At 53.7% G+C, this 25,455-nt stretch carries 22 protein-coding genes; 13 read left to right on the top strand and 9 right to left on the bottom strand.

Features of this window, described 5'->3' with window-relative positions; translation table 11 throughout:
- Nucleotides 1–2: 2 nt before the first annotated feature.
- Nucleotides 3–614, top strand: a complete 612-nt coding sequence (locus LOS15_RS10190; protein WP_263065704.1) for an NUDIX hydrolase — start codon at nt 3–5, stop codon at nt 612–614.
- 4 nt (nt 615–618) lie between these two features.
- Here LOS15_RS10190 and LOS15_RS10185 read toward each other — a convergent pair whose 3' ends face one another.
- The 5 genes from LOS15_RS10185 to LOS15_RS10165 form a co-directional block, all read right to left on the bottom strand.
- The gene (locus LOS15_RS10185) at nt 619–930 is read right to left on the bottom strand and encodes an NGG1p interacting factor NIF3 (protein ID WP_263065702.1); all 312 of its coding nucleotides are present in this window, start codon (nt 928–930) and stop codon (nt 619–621) included.
- A gap of 156 nt (nt 931–1,086) precedes the next feature.
- Entirely contained in the window at nt 1,087–1,527 is a 441-nt protein-coding gene (cynS, locus tag LOS15_RS10180) for a cyanase (RefSeq protein WP_263065700.1), read from the bottom strand.
- Nucleotides 1,520–2,479: an ABC transporter ATP-binding protein gene (locus tag LOS15_RS10175; protein WP_263065699.1), complete on the bottom strand. Its 960-nt coding sequence runs from the start codon at nt 2,477–2,479 to the stop codon at nt 1,520–1,522. Before LOS15_RS10175 ends, cynS begins: the two co-directional genes overlap by 8 nt.
- A gap of 54 nt (nt 2,480–2,533) precedes the next feature.
- Nucleotides 2,534–3,391, bottom strand: coding sequence for a nitrate ABC transporter permease (gene ntrB / locus LOS15_RS10170; protein ID WP_263065698.1), 858 nt, complete (start codon nt 3,389–3,391; stop codon nt 2,534–2,536).
- 2 nt (nt 3,392–3,393) lie between these two features.
- Nucleotides 3,394–4,806 carry a CmpA/NrtA family ABC transporter substrate-binding protein gene (locus LOS15_RS10165; RefSeq protein ID WP_263065697.1) on the bottom strand — a complete coding sequence of 471 codons (1,413 nt, stop codon included), beginning with the start codon at nt 4,804–4,806 and terminating at the stop codon, nt 3,394–3,396.
- Nucleotides 4,807–5,104: 298 nt separating this feature from the next.
- Here LOS15_RS10165 and LOS15_RS10160 point away from each other — a divergent pair, with 298 nt between their 5' ends.
- The 5 genes from LOS15_RS10160 to LOS15_RS10140 all read left to right on the top strand — a co-directional run bounded on the left by LOS15_RS10160 (nt 5,105) and on the right by LOS15_RS10140 (nt 14,141).
- On the top strand, nt 5,105–7,009 hold the full coding sequence (locus LOS15_RS10160; RefSeq protein WP_263065696.1) for a sigma-54 interaction domain-containing protein: 1,905 nt from the start codon (nt 5,105–5,107) through the stop codon (nt 7,007–7,009).
- Between the two features lie 192 nt (nt 7,010–7,201).
- Nucleotides 7,202–8,668, top strand: a complete 1,467-nt coding sequence (locus LOS15_RS10155; protein WP_263065694.1) for a TolC family outer membrane protein — start codon at nt 7,202–7,204, stop codon at nt 8,666–8,668.
- A 135-nt stretch (nt 8,669–8,803) separates the two neighbouring features.
- Entirely contained in the window at nt 8,804–10,072 is a 1,269-nt protein-coding gene (locus tag LOS15_RS10150; protein ID WP_263065693.1) for an efflux RND transporter periplasmic adaptor subunit, read from the top strand.
- The gene (locus LOS15_RS10145; protein WP_263065691.1) at nt 10,072–13,263 is read left to right on the top strand and encodes an efflux RND transporter permease subunit; all 3,192 of its coding nucleotides are present in this window, start codon (nt 10,072–10,074) and stop codon (nt 13,261–13,263) included. The genes LOS15_RS10150 and LOS15_RS10145 overlap by 1 nt, the downstream gene beginning before the upstream one ends.
- 200 nt (nt 13,264–13,463) lie before the next feature.
- Nucleotides 13,464–14,141 carry a hypothetical protein gene (locus tag LOS15_RS10140; RefSeq protein ID WP_411537023.1) on the top strand — a complete coding sequence of 226 codons (678 nt, stop codon included), beginning with the start codon at nt 13,464–13,466 and terminating at the stop codon, nt 14,139–14,141.
- Nucleotides 14,142–14,154: 13 nt separating this feature from the next.
- Here LOS15_RS10140 and LOS15_RS10135 read toward each other — a convergent pair whose 3' ends face one another.
- Nucleotides 14,155–15,087 (bottom strand): alpha/beta fold hydrolase, encoded by a 933-nt coding sequence (locus LOS15_RS10135; RefSeq protein ID WP_263065690.1) that lies wholly within the window; start codon nt 15,085–15,087, stop codon nt 14,155–14,157.
- 66 nt (nt 15,088–15,153) lie between these two features.
- The gene (locus LOS15_RS10130; protein WP_263065688.1) at nt 15,154–15,765 is read right to left on the bottom strand and encodes a TetR family transcriptional regulator; all 612 of its coding nucleotides are present in this window, start codon (nt 15,763–15,765) and stop codon (nt 15,154–15,156) included.
- A gap of 239 nt (nt 15,766–16,004) precedes the next feature.
- On the opposite strand from LOS15_RS10130, the gene LOS15_RS10125 reads away from it, so the two are divergent.
- Together LOS15_RS10125 and LOS15_RS10120 are read left to right on the top strand one after the other, a co-directional pair.
- On the top strand, nt 16,005–17,036 hold the full coding sequence (locus LOS15_RS10125) for a succinylglutamate desuccinylase/aspartoacylase family protein (RefSeq protein WP_263065686.1): 1,032 nt from the start codon (nt 16,005–16,007) through the stop codon (nt 17,034–17,036).
- Between the two features lie 164 nt (nt 17,037–17,200).
- On the top strand, nt 17,201–18,649 hold the full coding sequence (locus LOS15_RS10120; protein WP_263065684.1) for a catalase: 1,449 nt from the start codon (nt 17,201–17,203) through the stop codon (nt 18,647–18,649).
- A 48-nt stretch (nt 18,650–18,697) separates the two neighbouring features.
- Here LOS15_RS10120 and dusA read toward each other — a convergent pair whose 3' ends face one another.
- Nucleotides 18,698–19,729 (bottom strand): tRNA dihydrouridine(20/20a) synthase DusA, encoded by a 1,032-nt coding sequence (gene dusA / locus LOS15_RS10115; protein ID WP_263065683.1) that lies wholly within the window; start codon nt 19,727–19,729, stop codon nt 18,698–18,700.
- 838 nt (nt 19,730–20,567) lie between these two features.
- Between dusA and LOS15_RS10110 the strand changes: the two genes are divergently transcribed.
- From LOS15_RS10110 to LOS15_RS10095, 4 genes are all read left to right on the top strand, one after another.
- Nucleotides 20,568–21,170, top strand: coding sequence for a YajG family lipoprotein (locus tag LOS15_RS10110; protein ID WP_263065681.1), 603 nt, complete (start codon nt 20,568–20,570; stop codon nt 21,168–21,170).
- Between the two features lie 461 nt (nt 21,171–21,631).
- Nucleotides 21,632–21,778, top strand: a complete 147-nt coding sequence (locus tag LOS15_RS10105; protein WP_263065680.1) for a hypothetical protein — start codon at nt 21,632–21,634, stop codon at nt 21,776–21,778.
- A 139-nt stretch (nt 21,779–21,917) separates the two neighbouring features.
- Complete coding sequence (locus tag LOS15_RS10100) at nt 21,918–22,118, top strand: helix-turn-helix domain-containing protein (protein ID WP_263065679.1); 201 nt, start codon at nt 21,918–21,920, stop codon at nt 22,116–22,118.
- Between the two features lie 346 nt (nt 22,119–22,464).
- On the top strand, nt 22,465–23,049 hold the full coding sequence (locus LOS15_RS10095) for a hypothetical protein (protein WP_263065677.1): 585 nt from the start codon (nt 22,465–22,467) through the stop codon (nt 23,047–23,049).
- A gap of 20 nt (nt 23,050–23,069) precedes the next feature.
- Here LOS15_RS10095 and LOS15_RS10090 read toward each other — a convergent pair whose 3' ends face one another.
- Nucleotides 23,070–23,594, bottom strand: coding sequence for a helix-turn-helix domain-containing protein (locus tag LOS15_RS10090; protein ID WP_263065675.1), 525 nt, complete (start codon nt 23,592–23,594; stop codon nt 23,070–23,072).
- A gap of 298 nt (nt 23,595–23,892) precedes the next feature.
- On the opposite strand from LOS15_RS10090, the gene gltX reads away from it, so the two are divergent.
- A complete protein-coding gene (gene gltX / locus LOS15_RS10085) occupies nt 23,893–25,371 on the top strand; it encodes a glutamate--tRNA ligase (RefSeq protein ID WP_263065674.1) in 1,479 nt (492 codons plus the stop codon).
- Nucleotides 25,372–25,455 lie beyond the last annotated feature (84 nt).

The following is a 25,455-nucleotide window of genomic DNA, read 5'->3' as shown; positions in this document are numbered from 1 at the left end:
CGATGAACTTTTGTAGTCAGTGTGGTGAAAAAGTCCGTTTTGCTGTTCCCGAAGGTGACGACCGCTCTCGCTACTTATGCGATGCTTGCGGCACTATTCACTATCAAAACCCACGTATTGTGGCGGGTACGTTGCCCATCAGTGGCTCAAAAGTGCTGCTGTGTAAACGAGCGATTGCTCCGCGCAAGGGGTACTGGACACTGCCAGCGGGCTACATGGAAAACGCTGAAACCACCCAGCAAGCCGCCATGCGGGAAACTTGGGAAGAAGCCTTTGCGGAGGTTAACTTAGGCGAGCTGTACACACTGATCGACCTGCCGCATATCAATCAAGTGTATATGATTTTTCTTGCTGACTTACTAGGCGGCTTTAGTGCAGGCCCAGAGAGCCTGGAAGTGGCGCTATTTGAAGAGCATGAAATTCCCTGGGATGCGCTGGCCTTCCCCACGATAGAGCGTACGTTGCAGCACTACTATGCAGATCGTAAAAAAGAAGCAGATCGCAAAAACGTAGCGGATCGTAAAAACGTTTCAGCCCCTCAAGGCACAGATTACCCGCTGCATAGCAGTACCATTATGCCCGAAGACCGAGAGCGCTATTTCGGTAGCGCTTAAGCGCTTAAAGATCGGCAAGTTGCCAGACATCGTAGGCCACTTCTTCATAAGGATGAGCCAGCTTTAGCGCTGCAATGGCTGCTTTAATCAGCTCATCCTCGCATACCAGCTCGATTTTATACTCTTCCACGGTTTCAAGCGTTCCTACTTGACCAATATGAGGATCTGCGCCGTTTAACGGACGGAATTGTCCAGTGCCGCGCGTTTGAAAGCAGCAGGCTTCATAATCGCCTATCCGGCCAGCGCCGGTTTCAAACACGGCTTCTTTAACACTTGCTGCATCTTCAACGGGCACAAAAAACGCAAGCTTGTACATATCAATACGCCCTTAAATTGAGAGACTCTACCTGAAGACTAGCAGTGTTAATGATAGGTGAATAAAGGCCAAGGGGTTTAGAGGTGATGCCCCTGTTAGGATAGAAACGAAAACACCCCAGCCGATTCGCTGAGGTGTTTATCGCTAACTTAGGCGTTACCAGGATTTGTAGGGCAGGAATTTGCCGTTTAGCGTCAGCAGGACTCGGTCTCCTTTAGGGTCTTCGATTTTGTCGACTTCCATGGTGAAGTCGATGGCGCTCATGATGCCGTCGCCAAACTTCTCCTGCACCACGTCTTTTAAGGTGTCGCCGTAAACCCCAACCACTTCATACAGGCGATAGACGAACGGGTCTTGTGGTATGGCTTCGTCCCATGCCTTGGTGGGGAAGGCCACCAAGGCCTCGGCGACATCGCTCTCTAAGTCCAGCGTGTCGCAGAGTTTATGCGCCACATCTGCGCTGGCGCTGTTCATGCCGTAGCAGGCAGAGGCCACCCAGACTGGCGACATGCCGACCGCGTTACCAATATCGTCCCAGCTCATTTTTTTGCGCGCTTTGGCGGCGAGCAGGGTATGACGCATCTCAAGCTTATCCATGACGAACCTCCTTAGGTGTGAACTTAACTAACTTTTCTTCTTGCTCAGCGGCAGGCGCTGCCTCTGGCGGGTTAGTGGGTGGCTCGGTCGCTGCCTCCGCGTGTACCGGATTAACCGACGTGGGGTAGAGCAAGCCCTTGGGTTCGTTTTCCTGGACGCGCAGAGTGCTTGAGCGGTTAACCAGAAAATCGACCAAGTAGTTACGAATCTTGTAGAAATGGGGGTGCTTGATGATTTCGGCGCGATTGCGCGGGCGTGGTAAGTCGATTTCAACCGCTTCGGCAATGCGGGCTTCAGGGCCGTTGGTCATTAAGAAAATGCGGTCGGCTAACAGGATTGCTTCATCAACATCATGGGTGATCATGAAGACGGTCTGCTGATCCTGGGTCCAAATTTTGATCAGCTCATCCTGAATGACCCCGCGTGTCAGCGCGTCCAGGGCGCCGAAGGGTTCATCTAGCAGCAGAAGCTTTGGCTTGGTGGCAAAGGCCCGAGCAATGCTGACCCGTTGGCGCATACCGCCTGATAGCTGTGAAGGTTTGCGGCTAACCACCTCCTTCAGGCCAACCATCTCCAGGTACTGCATGCTGTGCTCGGTAACTTCGCGTTCGCTCCAGGCTTTCCAGCGGGCGCGAACCCCAAAGCGAACGTTTTCCAGAGCGGAAAGCCACGGCAGTAGGCTGTAGTTTTGAAACACCACGCCGCGCTCAAGACCAGGGCCATTAATCTCTTTGCCCTCCATAACCATGGAGCCATCAGAGAACTGATCCAGCCCAGCCAGGGCATTCATAATGGTTGACTTGCCACAGCCTGAGTGGCCGATGATGCAAACGAACTCGCCTTTTTGTAGCTGGAAGCTAACATTCTCAAAAACCGTTAGCGGCGGTGCGTTTTTACTCGCGCCGGGAAAGCGCTTGGCGGCTTGCTGAACTTCGACAAAAGCGTGACTCATTAGTAACTCCTCACCATATTCTTTGTGGTCGCTCTCTTTACGTGCTCTTCGCATTTATTCCGCGTAAGTCACAAAGCGCGCCACATAGGCCAGTGACATGTCGAGTAGCATGCCAACGACACCGATCATCAAGATCGAGAAAATCACGCTGGTCAGATCCAGGTTGTTCCACTCGTTCCACACGTAGTAGCCAATGCCGGTACCGCCTACTAACATCTCGGCGGCCACAATAACCAGCCAGGCGATGCCAATGGAGATCCGCATGCCGGTCAAGATGGTTGGCGCGGCGGCAGGCAGAATGACCTTGAAGGCAGTTTTAAGCGATGAAAGCTCGTGGGTGCGGGCGACGTTAACCCAATCGCTTCTGACGCCAGCGACCCCAAAGGCGGTGTTCAGCAGCATCGGCCATATTGAGCAAATAAAGATCACGAAGATCGCCGATGCTTCAGAGTCGCGAATAATAAACAGTGCTAACGGCATCCAAGCCAGCGGTGAAATGGGTCGCAGCACCTGAATAAACGGATTCAGCGCTTTGTACATCAGCGGCGACATGCCGATTAAAAAGCCAATCGGTATGGCGATTGCAGCGGCTAGAAGGTACCCGGCTAGCACTCGGTAGAGCGAGTAGCCCAACTGGATGCCAATGCCTTTGTCGTTAGGCCCGGCATCGTAGAAAGGGTTGGACAGTTCTTCCCAGGCGCGTACCAGAATCTCGGAGGGCGGGGGAACTTTGGCGCTCTCTTCAGTCCCCGCGAGCAGCTGCTCATATGCGCTAAGCTCCTCACCGCCTCCTAACATGGGCGCTTGGTTAAGGCCCTCCCAGAGGCCCAGGCCTAACAGCAAAATCAGCACCGCGAGCACGCTGGCCCGCATATTTAGGCTGATGTTCCACTCGGTGGTTGTGCGATCCATGGTTAGCTCCTGCGAATAACAAAGCTTTCGACGTAAGCTTCGGGTTGGGTGTAATCGAAGGTTTTGCCCATGATTTGGTAGTTGCGCGAGGTCTCTTCGGGGGCGTCATAACCCAGCTCGCGCATGACCGTTTGCGTATCGGTCGCGAGATACACATCCCGGGCAATTTGCTGGTAATCCACATGGCCTTCTATATACCCCCAACGCTTCATCTGAGTCAGGATCCACACTGCCATGGAGTGCCAGGGGAAGGGGTCGAAATCAATGCGATCGGGTACGTTCTGCACGCCACCTAAGCCGTCGGCGAAGCGCCCGGTTAGTACCTGCTCAATGACCGTGACGGGCTGGTTAAGATAGTTCGTCGGGGCAATCGCCTCGGCGATCTCCGAGCGATTGGCAGGGTCGGACGAGTACTGCGTAGCATCGATGATTGCCCGCAGCAGGGCGCCGTAGGAATTGGGGTTTTCACGGGCAAAACGGGCGCTGGTGGCAAAGGCGCAGCAGGGGTGTCCGTCCCAAATCTCTTTAGTCAGCAGATGAATAAAGCCGATGCGCTCGAACACGGCCCGTTGGTTAAACGGGTCGGGCGATAGGAAACCATCTATATTGCCCGCGCGCAGGTTGGCGACCATCTCGGGGGGCGGAATAACACGGATCTGAATGTCCTGATCGGGGTCAAGACCGTGTTCGGCCACATAGTAGCGCAGCAGGAAGTTGTGCATGGAGTACTCAAACGGCACGCCGAAGATAAAGCCTTTCCACTGCTGCGGATCGCGCTTATCGATGTGGTCGTTGTGCAGCACAATGGCTTGGCCGTTGATGTTCTCTACGGCGGGCATGATGAACGGCTCGGGGTTAGAGCCTGCGCCTAAGGTCATGGCCAGCGGCATCGGCGTCAGCATGTGGGCCGCGTCATACTCACCGTTGAGCGATTTATCCCGCGCGACCGCCCAGCCTGCGGTTTTAATCACCGAGACATCCAGGCCATAGCGCTGATAAAAGCCCATAGGGTGCGCCATAATGATGGGCGTGGCGCAGGTGATCGGCACAAAACCCACGTTTAACTGGGTTTTTTCCAGCGGGCCTAAATCTTCTTTAACCGCTGCTTTAATGGCATCCATGGGCAGCAGGCTGGCGAGCGCTGCAGCGGCAGTGCCGCCGCCGACTAGTTTCATAAATTGACGCCGATGCATGTCGCTGTGACCAAACATACCGCGTACCAGGGCGCTTTCGACCATTCGGTCCATCATCGCGTCGCTGTCGGTTGGCACCGAAGAGGCGCTTGCCTGTGCCGGGGTGGTCATCGATTTCGCCGTCGGCTGACAGTCGTGACAATCACAGTGTCGTCCATGAATCAGTGATTGCCGGTGATCGAATGGATTGCCGAGACTGCTGTGGTCGTTATTGTCTTTCATGGACGTTCACCTCACAGGAGCAAAAAACAATTGGCTGCGCCGTCTTGGTGCGAAAAGAACGAAAGCGTGCGGCGCTACCCATGTCTTTGCGATTTGTGTGCCAACTTTTGTGTTTTTTAGGTAACTATCTGTTTTTAAATATTTAATTCGTATTATTAGCAAGCGTTTTAGTAGGCGTGAGGCATAACGAAAAATCGTAAATAACGATATTTCGTTGTTTTATTGACGGAAAATCGTAAGTGGCGTGGGAATTGAATGGTTATTAAACAGCCCCCTTTGATCCATGAGATAGATGCCAATGTATGAGCAAGCACCCACTCACGCTTCGGCCACCGCCTTGATGGGGCGTTTTTCTCCCTTGGCGATGATCCTTATAGACCCTTACATCGATAGGCTGTTATCCGCCAATCACGCCGCCTGCGAGTTGCTCTGCATTGAATCCCAGCCATTAGCAGCCCCGTTTAGCCATCGCCTAAGCGCATCACTGCCGCTATGGGTCAGCTTTACCGATGAGGCGCTGGTACAAAAAACGGCATGGTCAGATGATTTGGTAATACTCGATATGCTGCGCCAGCCCTACCGAGTGGAGGTTTACGCCCAGCGCATTGAGGGCTCAGGGCAGCTGTTATTAACCCTGATTGATCGCCATAAAGCCGAACAGCAGCGGGCAAAAGCGGAACTGGGGCGCCAGCATCGCCAGGGAGAGGTGGGCTGGCAGCGTGTTGAGCAGGTATTTGAGCAGATTGAAAAGCAAAACCAGCTGATTCTTAGTGCCGCGGGTGAGGGCATTTATGGCTTGGATGCTTATGGCAAAACCACCTTTGTAAATCCCGCCGCCGAACGCATTTTGGGCTGGAGCACGGAAGATATGGTGGGCCACGATGCCCACTTAATGTTCCACCACACCCATGCTGATGGGAGCCACTTCCCCGTGCAGCAGTGCCCGATTCATGCCTCCTTTAGCGACGGCCAAGTACATCATGTCGATAATGAAGTGTTTTGGCACAAAAACGGCGAAGCGATTCCGGTGGAGTACACCACTACACCTATTTTTGAGATGGGCCGGTTAGTGGGGGCCGTGGTGCTGTTTCGTGATATCCGCGAGCGCAAGCGTGCAGAGCAGCAGTTGCGTGATGCGCTGGCGGAAGTGGAATCACTCAAGCAGCGTTTAGAGCTGGAAAACGAATACCTTCAAGAAGAGATTAAAGCCGAGCTGAACCACCGCAATATTGTGGGAAATAGTCCTGCGGTGGAAAAGCTAATCAAGCAGATTGAGATGGTCGCACCCACAACCGCTAACGTGCTGATTAGCGGCGAGTCGGGTACTGGCAAAGAGCTGATTGCCCGCGCCATTCATGCGGGCAGCACACGCAGCGACCGGCCGCTTATTCGCGTGAACTGTGCGGCGATTCCCCGGGACCTCTTTGAGAGTGAATTCTTCGGCCATGTGAAAGGTGCTTTTACCGGCGCGGTTCAGGATCGAACCGGGCGCTTTGAGCTGGCCCACGGTGGCACGCTATTTTTAGATGAAGTAGGTGAAATACCCTTAGAACTGCAGAGTAAATTGCTAAGAGTGCTACAGGATCAGCAGTTTGAGCGCGTGGGGGATAATCGCACGCGCGAAGTCGACGTGCGGGTGATTGCCGCCACCAACCGTGAACTGCGAGACATGATCGACGAAGGCCACTTCCGTGAAGACCTCTATTTCCGCCTGAATGTGTTTCCGATTGATTCGGTGCCGCTACGCAAACGGATTGAAGACGTGCCGCTGCTGGCACGACACTTTTTACACCGCGCCTGCCTCAAGTTTAATAAGCCGGGCGTACGCATACCGCCAGCGCAACTGGAGACTCTGCAGCGCTACCCTTGGCCAGGCAATATTCGTGAGCTTGAGAATGTGATCGAGCGGCAAGTGATTGTTACACAGAATCGGCGACTCTCTTTTGATGATCTGCTAGCAGAGTCGCCGGTGCAAAATACTCCGCACAGTGTTGAGGAAGAGCAGCCTACTACGCAGGCAGACATCCTTATGACAGAGCAGGCATTGTGCCAACGGCAGCGAGATAACACCTTGCGGGCACTTGCTATCACCAATGGCAAGATATCGGGCGGCGGCGGGGCCGCTGAGCTACTGGGTCTCAAACCCACCACGCTCTCTTCTAGGTTGCAGAAATGGGGAGTTGACCCTCGGGGTTTTCGCTAGCCAGCAGCTAAAAGGGTGCCTGCTCATGGCGCTTTGGGCTAAGGTAAAGGGGTGCAAGCTTGACAGGCCGTTTGTCCACATAAATGCGCGAAGTTCAAGTCTGGCATACATACATGAATGTAACTATAATGCCACTCCTTCTGAATGGCATATGTGTTGCGCCATCCTACGCTGACACCTAGAGGCAACCCCATGCGACTGGCACACTGGGCAGTCAATGCCCCTTTTCGTCCCCTGCTGTTAGCAGTGCTTACGTCCTCCTTTGTGCTGCCTGCCCAGGCGGCAGACCTGGTTACCATCACGCGTGATGCGATCAGCAATAATGCGACGCTGGCGTCGGCACGCGCTGAGTTTTCCAGTGTTGAAGCGTCACGAGATGTGGTGCGCGGCGGTTTACTGCCGCAGGTCAATGCGTCGGGTAACGTGGTTCACAACCGCCAGTATGAAAGCCAAACCTCGACCAGGGCTGGGGGGATTACCGATCCAACGTCCCCAGGCGTAGGTGGAAGTGAGGACAACTTCAATACAGCGTCGCTGTCACTGGAAGCCACGCAGGCTCTGTTTAACGCGGTCACCCGTCAAGAAGTAAACCAAGCAGAGCGTCAAATTGACCAGCAGGTGTACCTGTTAGCGGCCACCGAGCAGCAATTGTTGATTGATGTGGCGGGTGCCTATTTTGACATTTTGCGTGCTCATGAAGTGTTAGACGCACGCTTAGCCCAAGAGCGTGCCATTGGCCGCCAATTAGAGCAGGCCAGTGAGCAGTTTGAGGTCGGGCTGATCGCGATTACCGAAGTGGAAGAGGCGCGGGCGAGTTTTGACCAGTCTCGAGCCGACCGTATTGCCGCTGAAAGTAATCTCCAGGTGGCCTTCGAAGTGCTTGAGCAACTGACGGGACGCCGTTATGCCACCATCGATGCGTTGGGCGATATGCCCGTTGAGTTGCCCTCTCCCAGCAGCCGTGATTACTGGGTTGAGCAGGCGATCGAGCGTAATCCTCAAGTGCTGGCACAGCAGGCGGGGATTGAGCTTTCCAGAGTGGGGGTAGAGGTCGCTCGGGCGGGTCGCCTTCCTACCGTTCAGGCGTTTGCCAACTATCAATACGCTGACAGTGATAGGGAGGCCCTCAGTGGCCACGACTCCTCAAGCCAGCTAGGGGTATCGGCGAACCTGCCTATTTACACCGGCGGCAGCACAAGTGCGAGTATCCGTCAGGGAACCTTCCAGCTCGAACGCAGCCAGTACGACTTTGAATCTCAGCGCCGCACCACGATTCAGCAGGTACGTTCGCTGTATACCCAAGTCAGCAACAATGTCGAAACCGTTGAAGCACGCCAACAGGCGATTGTTTCTAACCGTAGTGCATTAGAAGCCACCCGCGCGGGCTATGAAGTTGGCACGCGTAACATTGTTGACGTGCTAAACGCCGAACAAAGCCTTTACAACGCCATTGCCAACTATGCCGAGGCCCGCTACGACTACGTGGTGAACTTACTGTCTCTACGCCAGCAGGCTGGTTTGCTAGATGTTGCGGCGATTGAAGAAGTTAATGCGTGGTTAACCGGGGATGCCGTGAACTTTACGCTGCCGGAAAGTGGAGATGCGGACGCTTACCAGCGAGCGATAAATATTGGCGCACCGCCGACGCCGGGCGCGTAGCTGACGCCGCGCAACAGATGGTTAACGCCTGCGTGATATCTACTTAACGCTAGAAATATTTACTTAGTGCCAAGCTTCAAGGCGCTATGTTGCTATCCGTCAATGTCCAAAAAAAGATGAATGGGAAGTCAACGTATGAAGAAGACGATTCACTCAGGTAGAGCGAGTCTAGTGACGCTGATAGCGGCATTGGCGCTAGCCGCATGCGGCCAGGAGCAGCCTCAGGAACAGCAAGGCGGGCAGCAGGAAGCGCCGCCTTATGCGGTCGAAGTCACTGAGATAGCCCGGCAGGATATCCCACTGAATAAATCCTACCCGTCGCTACTGCGCAGCGACAGTGAAGTGACGTTGGTGGCGCGGGTAAATGGCTTTCTCGAAGAGCGTCATTTTGAACCAGGGCAGCTCGTGGAGCAGGGCGATCGGCTCTATACCATTGAGCCAGACCTTTACCAAGCGACGGTGAACCAGCGTGAGGCTGACCTGCAGAGTGCACGTGCTGAGTTGGCCCGCGCCCAGCGCGATGCCCAGCGTTTTGAACAGCTGTTGAGCCAAAACTCAGTGAGTCGTCAGCAGTATGACCAAGCACTGGCCGACCAGCGTGTTGCTCAGGCAAATGTCGCTCAGGCAGAAGCTGCGTTATCCAGCGCTAACCTGGATTTAGGCTACTCAAACGTTACCGCCCCCGTGTCTGGCATGATCAGCTTAAGCCAGATAAACGTCGGTAACCTGGTAACCCCAGGAACCGAGTTAGCCACCATCACACCGCTTGATCCCCTTGAGGTGCGGTTTCAACTACCGCAGCGCGATGCCTTTGAATTGCGTCGTCAATTGGGTGAGGGCGGCAGTGCATCAGACATTACCGCACGGTTGACTGTGCCAGGGCAAAATAGCGATGACAGCACTGAACTTGAAGGCCGCCTAAACTTCTTAGGTTCGCGTGTGGATACCGGTACCAGCACGGTGCAGGCGTCAGCAACGTTCGCCAACCCGGATGGCGCGGTATTGCCCGGCCAATTTGTGCGGGTTCGTATTGAGGGCTTGAAGCGCTTTGATGTACTGGCCGTACCGGAAATTGCCGTGACTCAAGGCTTAATGGGGCCGCAGGTCTTTATTGTTGATGATGACAATAAAGCCCGCGAGCGCACGGTTCAGCTCGGTGAAGTGGCTGGCCCATGGCAGATCATCCGTGATGGCCTGACCGCTGGCGAGCGTGTAGTGGTGGGTGACCCGGCGGGCTTGGAACCAGGTCGGGCCATTGAACCTCAACCGTTTGAGGGTAACGCTGGCGCTATTGTCGAAGAGGCCGAACAGGAAGAGGCTCAGCAAGAAGCCGAACAGGCAGAGGCAATGCAGGAAGTGGCGGCTGACGCACAGCCTCCTGAAGGGGAAGAGGGCGCGCAATAATGAACTTCTCCAACTTCTTCATTAGCCGACCGATTTTCGCCACCGTATTGGCGATTATCTTGACGCTGGTAGGTACGATGGCGATGCGCATACTGCCCATTGAGCAGTATCCCAGCGTGGTACCTCCTACGGTGTCGGTGCAGGCGCAGTTCCCAGGTGCCGATGCTGAAACGGTGGCGCAGACCGTCGCTGCACCGCTGGCTGAAGCCATTAACGGTGTTGAGGACATGCTATACATGACCTCTAACAGTGCCGACAACGGCACCATGAGTCTGAGTGTCGCCTTCAATATCGGTACGGATGGTGACATCAACACCATCAACGTAAACAACCGGGTGCAGGGCGCGCTTTCGCAGCTGCCCGAGGCGGTTCAGTCGCAAGGGGTAACGGTCGAGCTACGCTCTGACTCTATCTTGATGCTGGTGGCTTTGACCTCACCCAGCGGTGACTACAACAAAATCTACATGCAGAACTACGCCACGCTGAATATTTTGGATGAGTTACGCCAAGTGCCCGGCGTAGGGAATGCTGAAGTATTAGGCGGCGGTGAGTTTGCGATGCGGGTCTGGATGGACCCCGATAAGCTGGCCCAGTACGACCTGACACCCAGCGAAGTCGCCGGTGCTATCCGCGCGCAGAATACCGAGATTCCTGCAGGTAACCTAGCCGCCACGCCACAAAGCGAGCCGCGCGCGTATACTTACACGATCACTGCCGGTGGGCGTTTGTCGGGCACTGATGATTTCCGCAATATCTTTCTGCGTACCAATCCAGACGGTTCTTCGCTGCGTTTAGAAGATGTAGCGCGTATTGAACTGGGCGCTTCGTTTTACGGGGTGGATGCGCGCTTAAACGGCGCCACCATGACGCCTATTATTATTAATCAGCAGCCTGGCGCCAACGCGTTGGAAACTGCTGATGCGGTACGCACCACGATGGAGGAGTTGTCTGGGCGTTTCCCGCCGGGGCTTGAATACGTCACGCCATATGACACCACGCTGTTTATTGATGCGTCGGTAGAAACCGTATTAAAAACCTTCATCGAAGCGTTCCTGATCGTTATCGTGATTCTGTTTATTTTCTTGCAGAACTGGCGCTTTACGGTGATTGCTATGTCGGTCGTGCCGGTATCGGTGATCGGCACCTTTGCAGGCTTTTACCTGTTTGGCTTCTCCATCAACCTGCTCACGCTGTTTGCCTTGGTGCTGTCGATAGGGATCGTGGTGGATGACGCGATACTGGTGGTCGAAAACGTCGAGCGGGTACTGAGCGAAGAAGACGATATTTCAGTACGTGATGCGACGATTCGCGCCATGAAGGAAGTGGGTGGTCCGGTTATCGCCACATCGCTCATTATGGCGGCGGTATTTGTGCCAGTAGCCTTTTTGGGTGGCTTTACCGGGCAAATTTATCAGCAGTTTGCGATTACCGTGGCGATATCGGTGGCGCTATCAGCGTTGATGGCCCTGACGTTTACCCCCGCACTGTCGGCTATTTTCATTAAGCATAACCTGCATAAAACGAAACAGTCCGCGTTTCGGCGCGCAATTACCACACCGCTGCGTCTATTTGACCGCTTCTTCGCTGGTTTTACCGCCGTTTATATGTGGTTCGTGAAAAAGCTGGTTCGCTTTTGGGTGTTAGCGCTTGCGCTAACCGTAGCGGTAGGGGCTGGGTCTTACTGGCTCTATGCGAATACGCCTTCCACGCTCGTGCCGGAAACTGACCAAGGTATTGTGTTGGTCAGCGTTTCCCTGCCCGACGCCGCGTCGCTTAGCCGAACGCAAGCTTATATGGCCGAGCTAAGTTCACAGATCGAAGCCATACCTGGCGTTGAGTACTCCTCTGCGGTCGCGGGGTATGACATTTTGTCGAGCGCCGTTAACACCGCGCGTGGCATTATGTTTGTCAATATGAAGACGTGGGCTGAACGAGACCTGACAGCAAATGAGCTGGTAGGCCGTATTATGCAGCTGGGCGCGAGTATTGATGGGGGATCGGCGATGGCATTTAACGTGCCGCCGATAATGGGGCTCTCCACAACGGGCGGTTTCACGGGCTATTTGCAATCGTTTGAGGGCGCTTCCACACGTGAGCTTTATGAAGCGTCATTGCAAATTATGCAGGCGGCTAATCAGCACCCGGCACTGAGCCGCGTGTTCACCACGTTTAATGTCAACGTGCCTTCTTACCGTGCGGAGATAGACCAGCAAAAAGCACTTAGCTACGGTGTTGCCCTTGAGAATATTAACTCAGCGCTCGCCAACACCTTCGGTAACGGGTTTGTTAACTTCTTTAGCTACCAAAACCGTAACTTCCAGGTCTATCTACAGAACGAAGATGAATTCCGTAAAACACCGGATGACGTCAGTAGCGTTTATGTTCGCGGTGGCAATGGCGAGCGTATTCCTCTTTCTGAGTTTGTCACGCTTGAACGCCAAACGGGCCCCTCTGTGGTCTCTCGGTTCGGTGTTTATGCAGGCGCTCAGTTCCAAGGCAACCCAGCGCCAGGTTACAGCTCTACCCAGGCGATTGAAGCCATGGAGGAAGTGGTTCAAGAAACACTGGGTAGAAACTGGGGGATGGGTTGGACAGGGACCGCCTACCAAGAGTCTAACCTTGGCAATACCGCCACGCTTGCTATCGTGTTCGGTATCTTGATGGTGTTCCTGATCCTGGCGGCACAGTACGAAAGCTGGTCGCTACCGCTGGCGGTACTGACCGCCACGCCGTTTGCCTTCCTAGGGGGGATTGCTGGCATTGTGCTGCGCGGCTTGGACACCAGTGTGTATGTGCAGATTGGCATGCTGGTGGTGGTCGGGCTGGCGGCTAAGAACGCAATCCTGATTGTTGAGTTTGCTGAGCTGCAACGTAAAGAGCAGGGTAAAACAATTCGTGAAGCAGCTATTACCGCAGCCGAGTTGCGCTTCCGGCCTATCGTCATGACGTCTCTTGCGTTTATCTTTGGCACCTTGCCGTTGGCATTGGCCACGGGTGCTAGTGATGTGAGCAGTCATCACATCGGTACTACCGTGGCGGTGGGGATGGCGTCTGTGGCGGTGCTAGGAAGCCTGTTTATTCCCAGCTTCTACGCCATGATTGCCACGGTTTCTGATTGGCTCTATCGCAAACGCCACCCCAACCGGGATGGTAATGACGAGCAGACAGCGCTAGGTCACGATCAGCCGTAACGCTATTTAGCGACCTACTAGCGGGCACCATGAAAACATGGTGCCCGTTTTTTTTTGCTTAGCTGATTGGGAGCAAAATGGCGTGCCACATAAACAGCTAAGGTGGTCTACGCTAAAAGAGACCGCTGTTTTTAGCTTGTGCTAATAAAAATAACGTTAAGCGAAAACATGACCAGGCTTTGTCTGGAGGAGAACACGCCATGTTGCCATCACTTGTTTCCGCTGCACTGCAATTTCCCACGGTTGTGGTTACTTTCTTACTGACGTTGATAGCGCTCTACTGGCTACTGGTGTTGATCAGGCTTGCGCCGCTGGAGCTGTTTGAGCGTGACAGCCTGCGCGATGATCATATGGCCAGCACCCTTGTATCCCTGGGTTTTGCGGGCGTGCCTGCCACGCTTGCGTTAAGCGTTTTGGTGCTTTTCGCAGGTGCCCTATCGCTGGCGATTGAGCTGCTAGCTCTTCGCTGGTTTTCGCTGGGTATGTTGAGAGTGCCTGTCGGCGTGCTTGTGCTATGGATCTCATTTGCGGTGGCATCGCCCATTGCGGCCGCCGTGTGCCATGCATTGCAACGGGCGCTTCATCGCTACCAGCCGTTTAAGCGGCGCTGTTTATTAGGTGCCACGGTGGTTGTGTTAGAGCGCCATAATAATGAATACGCAACTGCGCAATTGGAAAATGAGCCCGGCAGCACCGTTAAACTGCACTGCAAAGCGGAGGATTGCCCGCAAACGGGCGAACGCCGTGTACTGGTGAAGTATCTTGCTGACGAAGGCTCATACCGCAGTGTGATTGAGCAGCAGTATCTTGATACGCGCGTTCGCGTGAAAAAGCTGCGTTTGCACCGCAAGCATCATTCAAACGGCTATTCCACCTAGGCAGTGGTGGGGGTTAACCAAACAAGCGCCGCCACTGCTTAACGAACCATTGAACAATAGGCAACGAAGCCGTCTCGGCGCTTGCTGGTTTGCTATGCCTGAAGGTGATCAAAGGAGCATTAAGGAACTGCCGAATGGGTGTTACTTGATCAGGATTGTTCAGCATTGGGGCATGGCCGCAGCCTTGCGCGGTGAACGTGACTAAGTCAGGTTGCACCTCTTTCATTCGTGGCAGCGTTTCGGCATCCAGCAGTGTCGATTCGGCACCACGAATGACCATTAATGGGCAGCGGATGTTGGCCCAGTCAGCCCATGTGTCTCGCGGTGTGTCATGGATAAACTGCTCCCCAATACGGGGGTCGAAGTGATAGGTCCAGCTGCCATCAGGCAGGCGCCGCGCGCTGCCCAATGCCAGGGCTCGCCACTCAGCATCACGGGTAATACCAAAGCCGGCGTAGTGCTGCGTTAACTCTTTTTGCAGGTCTGCAAAGCTCGTAAAACGGTGGGTTAGGCTGAAATAGCTGGATAGCGCGATTAAGCCCTCTTTATTGAGTTCGGGGCCAACATCGTTAAGGATCAGTCTGGAAATCCGGCGCTGCTGCGTTGGGTCGGCAGCAAGCAGCATGCCCAGTAGCCCACCCATTGAGGTGCCTAGCCAATCTACCTGCTTTAATTCAAAGTGGTCTAAGACGGTCAGTGCTACGGTTATATAATGGCTATAAAGATAGTCGTGGGCAGGAAACAGTGACCAACTAGAGAGGCCGCGGCCGGGCGTATCGGGCGCGAGAATGCGCCATTCGCTGCCCAGCTGGTGGGCCAGCGCTTCGAAATCACCCCCATGGCGCGCAAGGCCATGCCACGCGATCAGCGTGCGCGATGCGCTGGGGTTCCAAATGCGAACGGCGATATCAAGTTCACGTACACGAACAAATTCCAATGCATCCATAACACAGTCCTATGCTGGCAACTCGCTCAGTATAGGTCTTTGCTGCGTCGCAGCGAAATAGAGACGTTAGCGCTTTACTAGGCTGATGAACGCATCAATCATTTCGCCGCTACGCTCACTAACGGAATAAACGCTGGGGTTTCGCAGCCAGTCGTGGAATAGGCCACCTAACATCGATTGCAACATTCTTGTTGCCACCTCGGGGCTAAGGCTGTCGCACAGTAGGTGCTGCTGCTGTGCCATCTCAAAGAGGGCTAGCATTTCATCAAAACACTCTTTGCCAATCTTATCCTGCATTTCTAGAGGATCAATATCGCTAAAAAATTCGCAGCGATGCATCAAAATTGACAATATTCTCTGGTACGAAGGCTGTTCGAGCCTAGCCATACCGGCATGGCAGGCTCGGCGCATCGACTCTAATGGCGAAATATCAGCGTCAGAGACGTCTACTTCGTCCATCAACGACTGAAAAGGCATGTGGACACGCTCGACTAATGCCTTGAAGAGATCTGCCTTATCCTTGAAGTGCCAGTAAACCGCGCCACGGGTCAGGCCAGCATGGCGAGCAATTTGTTCTAACGATGTGCGAGCTACGCCTTTCGCGAAAAACACTTCTTCAGCAGCATCCAGCAGCGCTTCGCGAGTCGCTGCCGCTTCTGCTTTGGTCTTTCTGGCCATGAAAACGTAACCTCACTATCAATACGGACGCGCGCATTTTATCTGAAAACGGGTGATTTTACATTCAAAACTGTATGGTTGTTGGGTGAGCGCTGTAGCATGAGGGAGCAAAATCGTTCTTTATAATGAATGAGCGTATAAGATGAGTGTATGAGCCGAGTGTTAATGAAAGCACCGTTTTAAAACGTATGTCGTTACTCGTAGAGTACCCACTCTACGCCCGTTATAGGACAAACAGCATGGCACGAGCTCCCTTTGAATTAGCTGGACATACCATTCAGCCCGGCCAGCGCTTACAAATCGATATGCCGGTTGCGCGTTTATATACCCACACGCCGCTGCATATTCCGCTTGAAGTGGTACATGGCCGCAAAGCGGGGCCGGTGATGCTGGTCTGCGGTGGTATTCACGGTGATGAAATTAACGGTGTCGAGATTGTGCGCCGTTTACTGCGCTCAAAAGCGGTTAATAGCCTGCGGGGAACGCTGATTGCGGTGCCGGTCGTTAATGTGTTTGGATTTTTACAACAAACTCGCTACTTGCCTGACCGGCGTGATTTAAACCGCTGCTTTCCTGGGAGCGAAAAAGGCTCGCTGGGTGGCCGCATTGCGGCGCTATTTCGTGAGGAGATTGTCGATCACGCAACGCACATTATCGACCTGCACACCGGGGCTATCCACCGTACAAATTTACCGCAAATTCGTGCGCAGCTCAGTGCGGGTAGCGAAACAGAGCGTATGGCTGATGCGTTTGGTGCGCCGGTAATTCTCAATGCAGAACTGCGTGAGGGAAGCCTTCGGCATTATGCCCAGAACCGCGGGATACCGGTGCTCACTTATGAAGCCGGTGAAGCATTGCGCTTTGATGAGTGGGCTATTGCGCCAGGTGTGCGGGGCGTTTTACGGGTGATGCGCCGGCTGGACATGCTAGCAGGCGCGCAGCGGCAACGCTCCTCGGCACCTGCTGAATTGGCTAATGGGTCTAGCTGGGCGCGGGCGCCGATCGACGGCATATTGCGTCCTAAAGTGCGCTTAGGCGCGCGGGTGGCCAAAGGCGAAGTGCTGGGCAAGGTCGCGGACCCTTTCGGTAATGATGAGGATGAGGTGCTCTCTATGGCTGACGGCATTGTGATTGGTATGAGCCGACTACCGCTGGCCAATGAAGGAGAGGCGCTTTATCACATCGCTCGTTTTGATGAGATTGAAGAGGCAGAAACTGCGATTGAAAGCTTTCAATCTAGCCTCACACCACCGCCTGATGCGATGTATTAACGCTTTTATACGCTGCCGAAACCACGCCACGGATGGCGCGATACCGTCTTGTTAGCTATACCTGTGTGGGTACCGTTTTAAGCTTACGTGAACAACGCGGCAATGAACGGTGCTTTCCAGTGGTACAAACCGTGCCATGTCGAGCGCGACAAGGAGGAAGAGCAATGACGAGCAGCAAGTACACAACGAACGAAGCGGGTATCCCGGTTTCCAGCGACGAGCACTCCCTTTCTGTGGGGGCCGATGGCCCAATCGTCATGCATGACCACTATCTCATGGAGCAGATGGCGGCATTTAACCGAGAGATGATTCCCGACCGCCAGCCCCACGCAAAGGGCAGTGGCGCCTTTGGCCATTTTGAAGTTACCCAAGATGTCAGTAAGTACACCAAAGCAAAATTTCTTCAGCCGGGTACTAAGACCGACGTACTGATCCGTTTTTCGACGGTGGCGGGGGAGAGCGGAAGCCCAGACACATGGCGTGACCCACGCGGCTTCTCGATTAAGTTTTACACCGATGAAGGCAATTTCGACATGGTGGGTAACAATACCCCCGTGTTTTTCGTCCGTGACCCCATGAAGTTCCAGCACTTTATTCACTCGCAAAAACGCCGCGCTGACAACGGTTTGCGGGATCACGATATGCAGTGGGACTTTTGGACATTGGCGCCTGAGTCCGCCCACCAAGTGGCATGGCTAATGGGAGACCGGGGGGTGCCCGCCACGTGGCGGCATATGAATGGCTACTCCAGCCACACCTATATGTGGGTGAATGATGAAGGCGAACGGTTTTGGGTGAAATACCACTTTAAAACCGATCAAGGCATTAAGTGCATGACCCAGGAGCAGGCCGACCAAATGGCAGGCAGCGATGCAGATTACCATCGTCGTGACTTGTTCGAGGCGATCAAACGGGGTGACTACCCCTCCTGGACGCTGCAAATGCAGATCATGCCGTTTGAAGATGCCAAGACCTACCGCATCAACCCCTTCGACTTAACTAAAATCTGGCCCCATGATGACTACCCGCTGATGGAAGTGGGCAAGTTAACTCTGAACCGTAATCCGACGGACTTTCATAGCGAGATTGAGCAAGCCGCCTTTGAACCCAACAACTCGGTGCCGGGCACGGGCTTCTCGCCGGATAAAATGCTGCTGGCGCGGGTGATTTCCTATGCAGACGCACACCGCGCCCGCTTGGGGGTTAACTACAAGCATATCCCGGTCAACGCGCCTAAATGCCCGGTACATAGCTACAGCCAGGGTGGCGCGATGCGAATTAAGCACTCCACCGACCCGGTCTACACCCCCAACAGTAAAGGTGGCGCCAAGGCTGACTCTGAGCGCTTTCCAGAGGATGCCGTGTGGTCGACCGATGGCCAGCTGGTGCGTTCTGCCTACACGCTGCGCCCTGATGACGATGATTGGAGCCAAGCCCACGCGCTTGTTCGCCAAGTGATGGATGACGAGCAGCGTGATCGGTTAGTTTCTAACGTGGTAGGTCACTTGTCTGGCGGCGTCACCGAGCCCGTGCTAGAGCGCGCTTTTGAATACTGGCGCAATATTGATCAAGAGGTCGGTGAGCGCATTGAGAAAGGCGTGCGGGGTAGCTAAGCCGATAAGCGATTAACGATTTTACCCCGCTCAGAACAGCCCGCTACGTTACAACGTGGCGGGCTGTTCTACTTCTAGCGGCTCGGTGGAAGGCTCACGCACTAAGCTGAGCGCTTCATCGTAAACACGCAAACCAACGCCCTCTTTGTGAGCGTGTTCTGACAAATGACGCCGAAAGCGCCTGCCGCCCGAGCAGCCCTGAAATAGCCCCAGCAGGTGGCGAGTGACGTGATTCAGCTTGGCCCCCTCATCCAACCGCTGCTGAATATAGGGGCGAAACGCCATGGCCGCCTCAAGGCGTGTTTGTGCTGGCCCAGGTTCGCCAAACAGCTGCGCATCCACACCCGCTAACAGCCACGGGTTTTGATACGCCTCACGGCCTACCATCACGCTATCTACGTGCTCAAGCTGCGCTTGGCACTCGTCGAGGGTTTTAATACCGCCGTTAATGCCAATATGGAGCTCAGGGTGGTGCTGCTTCAAACGATGCACGCGGGGGTAGTTAAGTGGCGGCACATCACGGTTCTGCTTAGGCGACAAACCCTGCAGCCACGCCTTACGTGCGTGAACGGTAAACACCTCACAGCCCGCATCCGCGACGATATTGATAAAGCGCGCCAAGTCCGCATCTTCATCCTGATCATCAATGCCAATACGGCATTTCACCGTGACGGGGATCGACACCGCCGCCTGCATGGTGCGTACAGCCTCCGCCACTTTTTCAGGGTAGCCCATTAAGCAGGCGCCAATCATATTGTTCTGCACGCGGTCGCTGGGGCAGCCCACGTTCAGGTTGACTTCATCATAGCCCCACGCCTCGGCAATCGCCGCGCACTCCGCAAGCTCCCCTGCATCGCTACCGCCCAACTGCAACGCAATGGGGTGCTCAACCTCGCTAAAGCCCAAAAAGCGCTCACGGGGCGAGCCATGCAAAATCGCACCGGTCGTCACCATCTCGGTATACAGCAGCGCCCGCTTGGTTAACGTGCGTGCGAAAGCTCGGTAGTCCCTTGTAGTCCAGTCCATCATCGGGGCCACAGAAAAGAGGCGGGCGGCGTTGGCAGGGCTTTCTATTTTCATATCAATCACTTGCATACTTGGTATGCGGTGTAAGTACACAAATCTATTGCCCTCTGATTGCGGCTATTCGCTAAATGAACAGCAGCACCATGGCCTAGCATGGAGGCCGATCAGACGTAGTGGGCGCGTTGGCGGGCAATTGTACGCAAGAAAGGGTCGGCAGCACAAAGTTCGCACTCAGGTACGGAGGGTATACGTCAAAACAGTATCGGGAAAAGGTGCTGCAGGTAATGAGCGTGTCGCTATGGCTCTTAGCGCAGGTATCGTGTGGAGTCTCGTGACCCAGTGTTAGCGGTGATGGGTGTAAGTGGCGAGGTTTAGATGATGGGTAAGAATGGACACAAAGAAGCCCGCCGAAGCGGGCTGAAAGCAGGCCAGTTTAAAGCCAGCCATCTACAGGCTTTTGGTTATTGGTTGCCTAGAATACCCACCATCGTTTCCTCAAACGCCCCCGCTATCTCTATTCCATATAACGCCTTGGTATTTGCCGCGTCGATCTGCTTATTTATCCTCCGGTCGGCTTTAAATCAGTCCTGCAAATGCTGCTTGACTGCCTGATTGATGAGTCACAGTTCGATCTTCTTTTGACATCGCCAATAGTGATTAATAGATGATTTCCTAATTTTACCTGGCTTTAGGTATTTGAGTTTTTCAATCCCTTTTCATATTTGCCACCAGTGCCTAAGTATTTTCTTCCGTATTGGCCGCTGCACTCGCAGCTGCTCTGATCACTTCTCCAATAACCTTCGCCCAAAATAAATTGACTAACGATAATTCGATGTTTAGGTTTCCAAGCGGGACAACCATAAAACTAACCGATTGGATGTAAGGGAACCGGATGAAATTGCTGAAATTACTAGGGGTGTTCGCCGCATTGGCGCTGTTGCATGGGTGTGCGGCGATACCTGAGTCTCATAAGCTGACGTATGAACCGCAAGTGGATGTTGCCGCTGTAGATGGAGCTTCTGAAGTGTCGGTGAATGTGGTGGTGGCGGATGGGCGTGAAGATCAGCGACGTATCAGCCATAAGCGACATGGCTGGGGCTTCCCGATGGCGTCGATTCATAGCGAGGAGCCTGTAGAAAATGTTCTGAAAGCTGCCATTGAACAGGAATTATTGGCCAGAGGGTTTGAAATTGATGGTGATTCGCCAGTCATTATTCAGGGAGACATCTTAGAACTGTACTCAAACCTGCACCTGATTGACACTTTACTGACTGGTAAAACAGTTGGTAAGTCGACAATCCAAGTAGATGTAATGTCAGTAGCTAATGAGCGGTTGTTCAGCAGAGATATCTCCGTTAAGCCAGAACATAAAGGCGTGATGTACCAGTCGGCGTCTAATCTTGCCAGGCCTATCGAAATGGCAATAGAAGAAACGTTGGATGAGTTGTTTAATGATCCGCTGTTTATAGAGGCGTTGCTTAGTGCGCAACGATAAAGATGTATCAGCCCGCCAACTGGCGGGCTTTTTTGTGTCAGCTTTCAAAACCTTTACAGCATTTCATCTGAAAGGGGCTGCTTGCAGCGAGTTTCCACATTTTCTTCATCAATAATGTGGGCCGTTACCAGTAATCCCAGGCAAAGTGCCACGCCGTTTTGAGTCGACCGGAGTGACAGACAGGTCAATGTGCTGCAGATAGGAATTTTCGATAGTCTCAAAGAAGCCATAGGGCTGGGTCGCTGGCTCTTAGCTCTTTGAGTTTGAGGCGCTCGGCGCTGGTGAACAGCAATTTGAATTCGATTGGGCCGACTCCGGCTAACCTGCGGCGGCGTTTAGTAAAGGCGAAGCGGTGATGAGTGTGAGTGGGGGGTACACTGTGACTGCAGGTAGATGGTTATGGATTGTTTTTAGCTGTTAGATAAGTGTTCGGTGTTTGTTCGCCCTTAGCTATAACTGCCGTGTTGAAAACGATTACCCACCGTAAAAGCGCGTTGAAGGGTAGCGAGTATATTCGCCTGCGGGTAGGTGACTGGCAGGTGATCATCGATGAGCGCGGCGATGTGCTGGATATCATCAACATCGGTGCTCATGGCGGTGTTTACTAATAAAGCGCCAAAAACGCACCGATAACAGTTAATGAACAGGAAGTACCACGCCCTGCTTGCGTGATTAGAAGATCAGGACGATATCGACGCAGCCAATGCGGTAGTAGCGCGCGGTGAAGAGTCGTTTCCGGAAGCGGTCGTGGATACGCTGCGGGAAGGCGTGTCCCCCGTGAAGGGGTACCGCGAATACCGTGGCCTTCGTGCTGGAGAGCTGGCGGAAAAAGCAGGCATTAGCCAGGGCTACCTTTCTGAAATAGAGTCAGGCAAAAAGAGCGGCTCGTTGAGTGTGCTGAAACGCATTGCGGCTGCTTTAGATGTGGAGTTGAGTGACCTAACCTAGCGGTTATGCTTTTCTCGACGATAGATTAACAGTGCCTCACTTTTCACGGTGGGGCATTTTAGTGAGTGGGGTAGGTAGCGCTCAGTTAGGTACGATGCCACCCTCCCTTTTAACGGCGATAAAGCTTTTCTGTACTAATGGCGCTTCAATAGCTTTCTCACTCTTACGCCTTACCGGTGCCTAAAAGCCGTCATTGGAGGGTAGGTTTGGGAATAAGATTGCCAACCACCTCAGAAATAACCCTTTCGTTAGAAACCCCTGCAGCACTTTGCGTGTTTTGCGGTCTAAATCGCTGTGGTAAATGTTAGGCGGTGGTAAGCTTGAGTTTCGCTGTTGAGGAGTCTCTATGCATAAAACACTAGGTGGCATCAGTATCGTGCTAGTGAGTGCCTTGCTATTGGCAGGTTGCGGTAGCCAGGAAGAGGAGCCAGCGGCGGTGCAGTCCGACGCGGCGAGTAGGGAGGCGGAGTTGCAGCAGCCTGAAGAAATGGTTGTTGAAGACGTCGAGCCTTTAGAGGTGGCTATCTCCACTCACGCTACGCTGCGTACTGATCGCCGTTTGATGGTTGAGGGCGAGACAAATCTGCCGGACGGCGCTCAGGTTCAGGTAACCATTGAGCGTGAGATAAGTCGTGTACGTTGGCAGTCGCGCACCAGCGTTATGGATGGGCAGTTCGATGCTGGGCCATTTGGTTCTGGGAGCGGTTTGCCCGATGGCGGGTACATTGTTCGAGTTCAGCTTTCCGAAGCTAGCGTTCAGCCTAGGGATGTTCAAGCGCGCATTGGCACCCAAGGCGAGTACCTGACGGGAGAGCTTGTGAGCCAATCCCGCCATGGCTTGGGGCAGGTGGCCACTTACTCACGCCGCTTCTTGGTGGGGAGTGAACCAAGACGCACGCGTGACCAGGTGACCGTTGTTGAAGATAATTAAGGATCTAGGGGAAAGATGCTTTAGGCAGGGCACCAATGGGCTAACAGTACAGCGTGAATGGACGTATCACTGGGCGCTTTCGAAAAATGCTCAATGATAAAACGCTCGTCACGCTGAATGAGGTAATGTCCTGCTTTGTGAAACACGTGTGTTGGTCCTAACAGCAGCAAGTCACCGGCCGCAATCGGAGAAAAATCCGTGTTACTAGCCGGGGTGGCCATGACACAAGGGGCTTTCCAGTCAATCTTCAACGGAAGGTGGCTGGGTACTGTAATAGTCGTTGCCTGAACCTGTTCCCAGGGGAGGGGGCCGGTATGGGTCAACGTTAAGAGCTGGGGGGCGCTATCACCTTCCAAGAGAGTCGCCAAAGAGCAATCAAGAGCATCAGCAAGCGCTACTAAGCGCTCATGGCCAATCTGCTTGATCGCACCAGACTCCCAATAAGAAATAGTGACATCTGATACGCCAACTTTACGTGCAAGGGCAGCTTTGTTGAGCTTGGCCCTAAGCCGCAGTTGCTTGATACGTGAGCCTAGCGATTCCATTTCATTTTCCTATCGATGAGCTTAAGAAAGCTCGTTGGATGTACTTCCACCGCTTACGGTGGCGCTCTGGTCATGCTAAAAATGGTTTGCCAAGAGTGCGTCGCATTTTCAAACATGAACACGAATCATAGGTACAGCGCCATACTAAGCGATTGTGCTTTAACGCGCATCTTGCAATCTATTACTCTTAGGCATCCGATATGACGCTTTTAAGGGAAACTCGTTCCCTGGACGGTACTGTTGGTTGGCTAAAGGGTGCGTATAATGTCGCCACGCTTAATTGCAAAAGGATAACTTGATGACCGTACGTACGCGTATCGCGCCTTCTCCCACGGGCGACCCTCACGTAGGAACAGCCTACATCGCGCTATTTAATCTCTGTTTTGCACGTCAACATGGCGGGCAGTTCATTTTGCGGATTGAAGATACGGATCGGGTGCGTTCTACACCTGAGTCGGAACAGATGATTTTGGATTCCCTGCGCTGGCTGGGTCTTGAGTGGGATGAAGGCCCGGATGTTGGCGGCCCCCACGGTCCGTACCGTCAGAGCGAGCGGGGGGACATTTACGCCCAATATGCGCAGCAGTTGCTAGATGCCGGTCATGCTTTTAAATGTTATCGCACCAGTGAAGAGCTTGATGAGCTGCGAGAGGCCCGTAAAGCCGCTGGGATGCAGTTGGCGCTAAAGCCGGTTGACCTGGCGCTAGACGAGGACGAGCAAGCTCGCCGCGAGCAAGAAGGTTGGCCTTATGTGGTGCGTATGAAGGTACCTAGCACCGGCGTATGTGTGGTGAAGGATATGCTGCGCGGAGCTATTGAGGTGGAATGGGCGCAGGTAGACGCTCAAATTCTGCTGAAATCTGACGGCATGCCCACCTACCACCTTGCAAACGTGGTGGACGACCACTTAATGGGTATTACCCATGTGTTGCGAGGGGAGGAGTGGATTAACTCCGCGCCGAAGCACCAGCTTTTATATGAGTACTTTGGCTGGGAAATGCCTGAGCTTTGCCATATGCCGCTGTTGCGTAACCCGGATAAATCCAAACTCTCCAAGCGTAAGAACCCAACGTCGATCAACTACTACCGCCGCATGGGGTTCCTTCCCCAAGCGGTGACCAACTATTTGGGCCGAATGGGTTGGTCGATGCCGGATGAGCGGGAGAAGTTTAGCCTGCCTGATATGATGGCTGAATTTGATATTCAGCGGGTATCGCTGGGTGGGCCGGTGTTTGATTTGGAGAAGTTGACCTGGCTAAACGGTGTCTACATTCGTGAAGACCTAGATGACGATGCACTGCTTCAAGCGCTGCGCGAATGGGCATTTAATGATGCCTATGTAAAGCAAATTTTGCCCCAGGTACGTCCGCGGGTTGAAACGCTGTCGCAGGTGGTGCCACTTGCTGGGCACTTCTTCTCAGGGTTGCCTGCTTTAACAGAAGATGACTTCGATAGCGTTAAACTCGATAAAGAAACGCTGGTGAAGTTGCTGCAGTTCTTGGTATGGCGTTTTGAAGCCGTCTCTGCGTGGGATAAAGAAGCATTGTTAGCCGAAGTGAAAACGCTAGCAGAGCACTTTGAGCTAAAAATGAAGGCATTTTTAGCGCCGGTCTTTATTGCCATTACGGGTAGCTCATCAAGCACGTCGGTGATGGACGCCATGGCGATTTTGGGGTCGGATGTCACTCGTGCGCGGCTTCGACATGCGATTGACGTATTAGGTGGTGTGTCTAAGAAGCAAGCCAAGCGCTTTGAAAAAGAGTACCGGGAGCTGTAAGCCCGATTGGGAAGCGCCAAGTTTCGCGTATTGGGCGAGTTTGGCGCTTTCCGGTGAGTGATAGGGTTGACGAAGATCAGCTTA

It is taken from the genome of Halomonas sp. 7T, from assembly GCF_025643255.1.
Lineage (GTDB): Bacteria > Pseudomonadota > Gammaproteobacteria > Pseudomonadales > Halomonadaceae > Vreelandella.
Note: the sequence above shows the minus strand (reverse complement) of the source record. Positions and strands in the feature narration are given on the sequence as shown.

What these genes read in the sequence shown, in the direction of transcription:
- gltX (WP_263065674.1), top strand. Translation starts at nt 23,893, where the DNA reads ATGACCGTACGTACGCGTATCGCGCCTTCTCCCACGGGCGACCCTCAC.
- LOS15_RS10175 (WP_263065699.1), bottom strand. Translation starts at nt 2,479, where the DNA reads ATGAGTCACGCTTTTGTCGAAGTTCAGCAAGCCGCCAAGCGCTTTCCC.
- LOS15_RS10095 (WP_263065677.1), top strand. Translation starts at nt 22,465, where the DNA reads ATGCATAAAACACTAGGTGGCATCAGTATCGTGCTAGTGAGTGCCTTG.
- LOS15_RS10190 (WP_263065704.1), top strand. Translation starts at nt 3, where the DNA reads ATGAACTTTTGTAGTCAGTGTGGTGAAAAAGTCCGTTTTGCTGTTCCC.
- LOS15_RS10140 (WP_411537023.1), top strand. Translation starts at nt 13,464, where the DNA reads ATGTTGCCATCACTTGTTTCCGCTGCACTGCAATTTCCCACGGTTGTG.
- LOS15_RS10165 (WP_263065697.1), bottom strand. Translation starts at nt 4,806, where the DNA reads ATGAAAGACAATAACGACCACAGCAGTCTCGGCAATCCATTCGATCAC.
- LOS15_RS10125 (WP_263065686.1), top strand. Translation starts at nt 16,005, where the DNA reads ATGGCACGAGCTCCCTTTGAATTAGCTGGACATACCATTCAGCCCGGC.
- LOS15_RS10120 (WP_263065684.1), top strand. Translation starts at nt 17,201, where the DNA reads ATGACGAGCAGCAAGTACACAACGAACGAAGCGGGTATCCCGGTTTCC.
- dusA (WP_263065683.1), bottom strand. Translation starts at nt 19,729, where the DNA reads ATGAAAATAGAAAGCCCTGCCAACGCCGCCCGCCTCTTTTCTGTGGCC.
- LOS15_RS10150 (WP_263065693.1), top strand. Translation starts at nt 8,804, where the DNA reads ATGAAGAAGACGATTCACTCAGGTAGAGCGAGTCTAGTGACGCTGATA.
- LOS15_RS10130 (WP_263065688.1), bottom strand. Translation starts at nt 15,765, where the DNA reads ATGGCCAGAAAGACCAAAGCAGAAGCGGCAGCGACTCGCGAAGCGCTG.
- LOS15_RS10160 (WP_263065696.1), top strand. Translation starts at nt 5,105, where the DNA reads ATGTATGAGCAAGCACCCACTCACGCTTCGGCCACCGCCTTGATGGGG.
- cynS (WP_263065700.1), bottom strand. Translation starts at nt 1,527, where the DNA reads ATGGATAAGCTTGAGATGCGTCATACCCTGCTCGCCGCCAAAGCGCGC.
- ntrB (WP_263065698.1), bottom strand. Translation starts at nt 3,391, where the DNA reads ATGGATCGCACAACCACCGAGTGGAACATCAGCCTAAATATGCGGGCC.
- LOS15_RS10110 (WP_263065681.1), top strand. Translation starts at nt 20,568, where the DNA reads ATGAAATTGCTGAAATTACTAGGGGTGTTCGCCGCATTGGCGCTGTTG.
- LOS15_RS10155 (WP_263065694.1), top strand. Translation starts at nt 7,202, where the DNA reads ATGCGACTGGCACACTGGGCAGTCAATGCCCCTTTTCGTCCCCTGCTG.
- LOS15_RS10145 (WP_263065691.1), top strand. Translation starts at nt 10,072, where the DNA reads ATGAACTTCTCCAACTTCTTCATTAGCCGACCGATTTTCGCCACCGTA.
- LOS15_RS10090 (WP_263065675.1), bottom strand. Translation starts at nt 23,594, where the DNA reads ATGGAATCGCTAGGCTCACGTATCAAGCAACTGCGGCTTAGGGCCAAG.
- LOS15_RS10135 (WP_263065690.1), bottom strand. Translation starts at nt 15,087, where the DNA reads ATGGATGCATTGGAATTTGTTCGTGTACGTGAACTTGATATCGCCGTT.
- LOS15_RS10185 (WP_263065702.1), bottom strand. Translation starts at nt 930, where the DNA reads ATGTACAAGCTTGCGTTTTTTGTGCCCGTTGAAGATGCAGCAAGTGTT.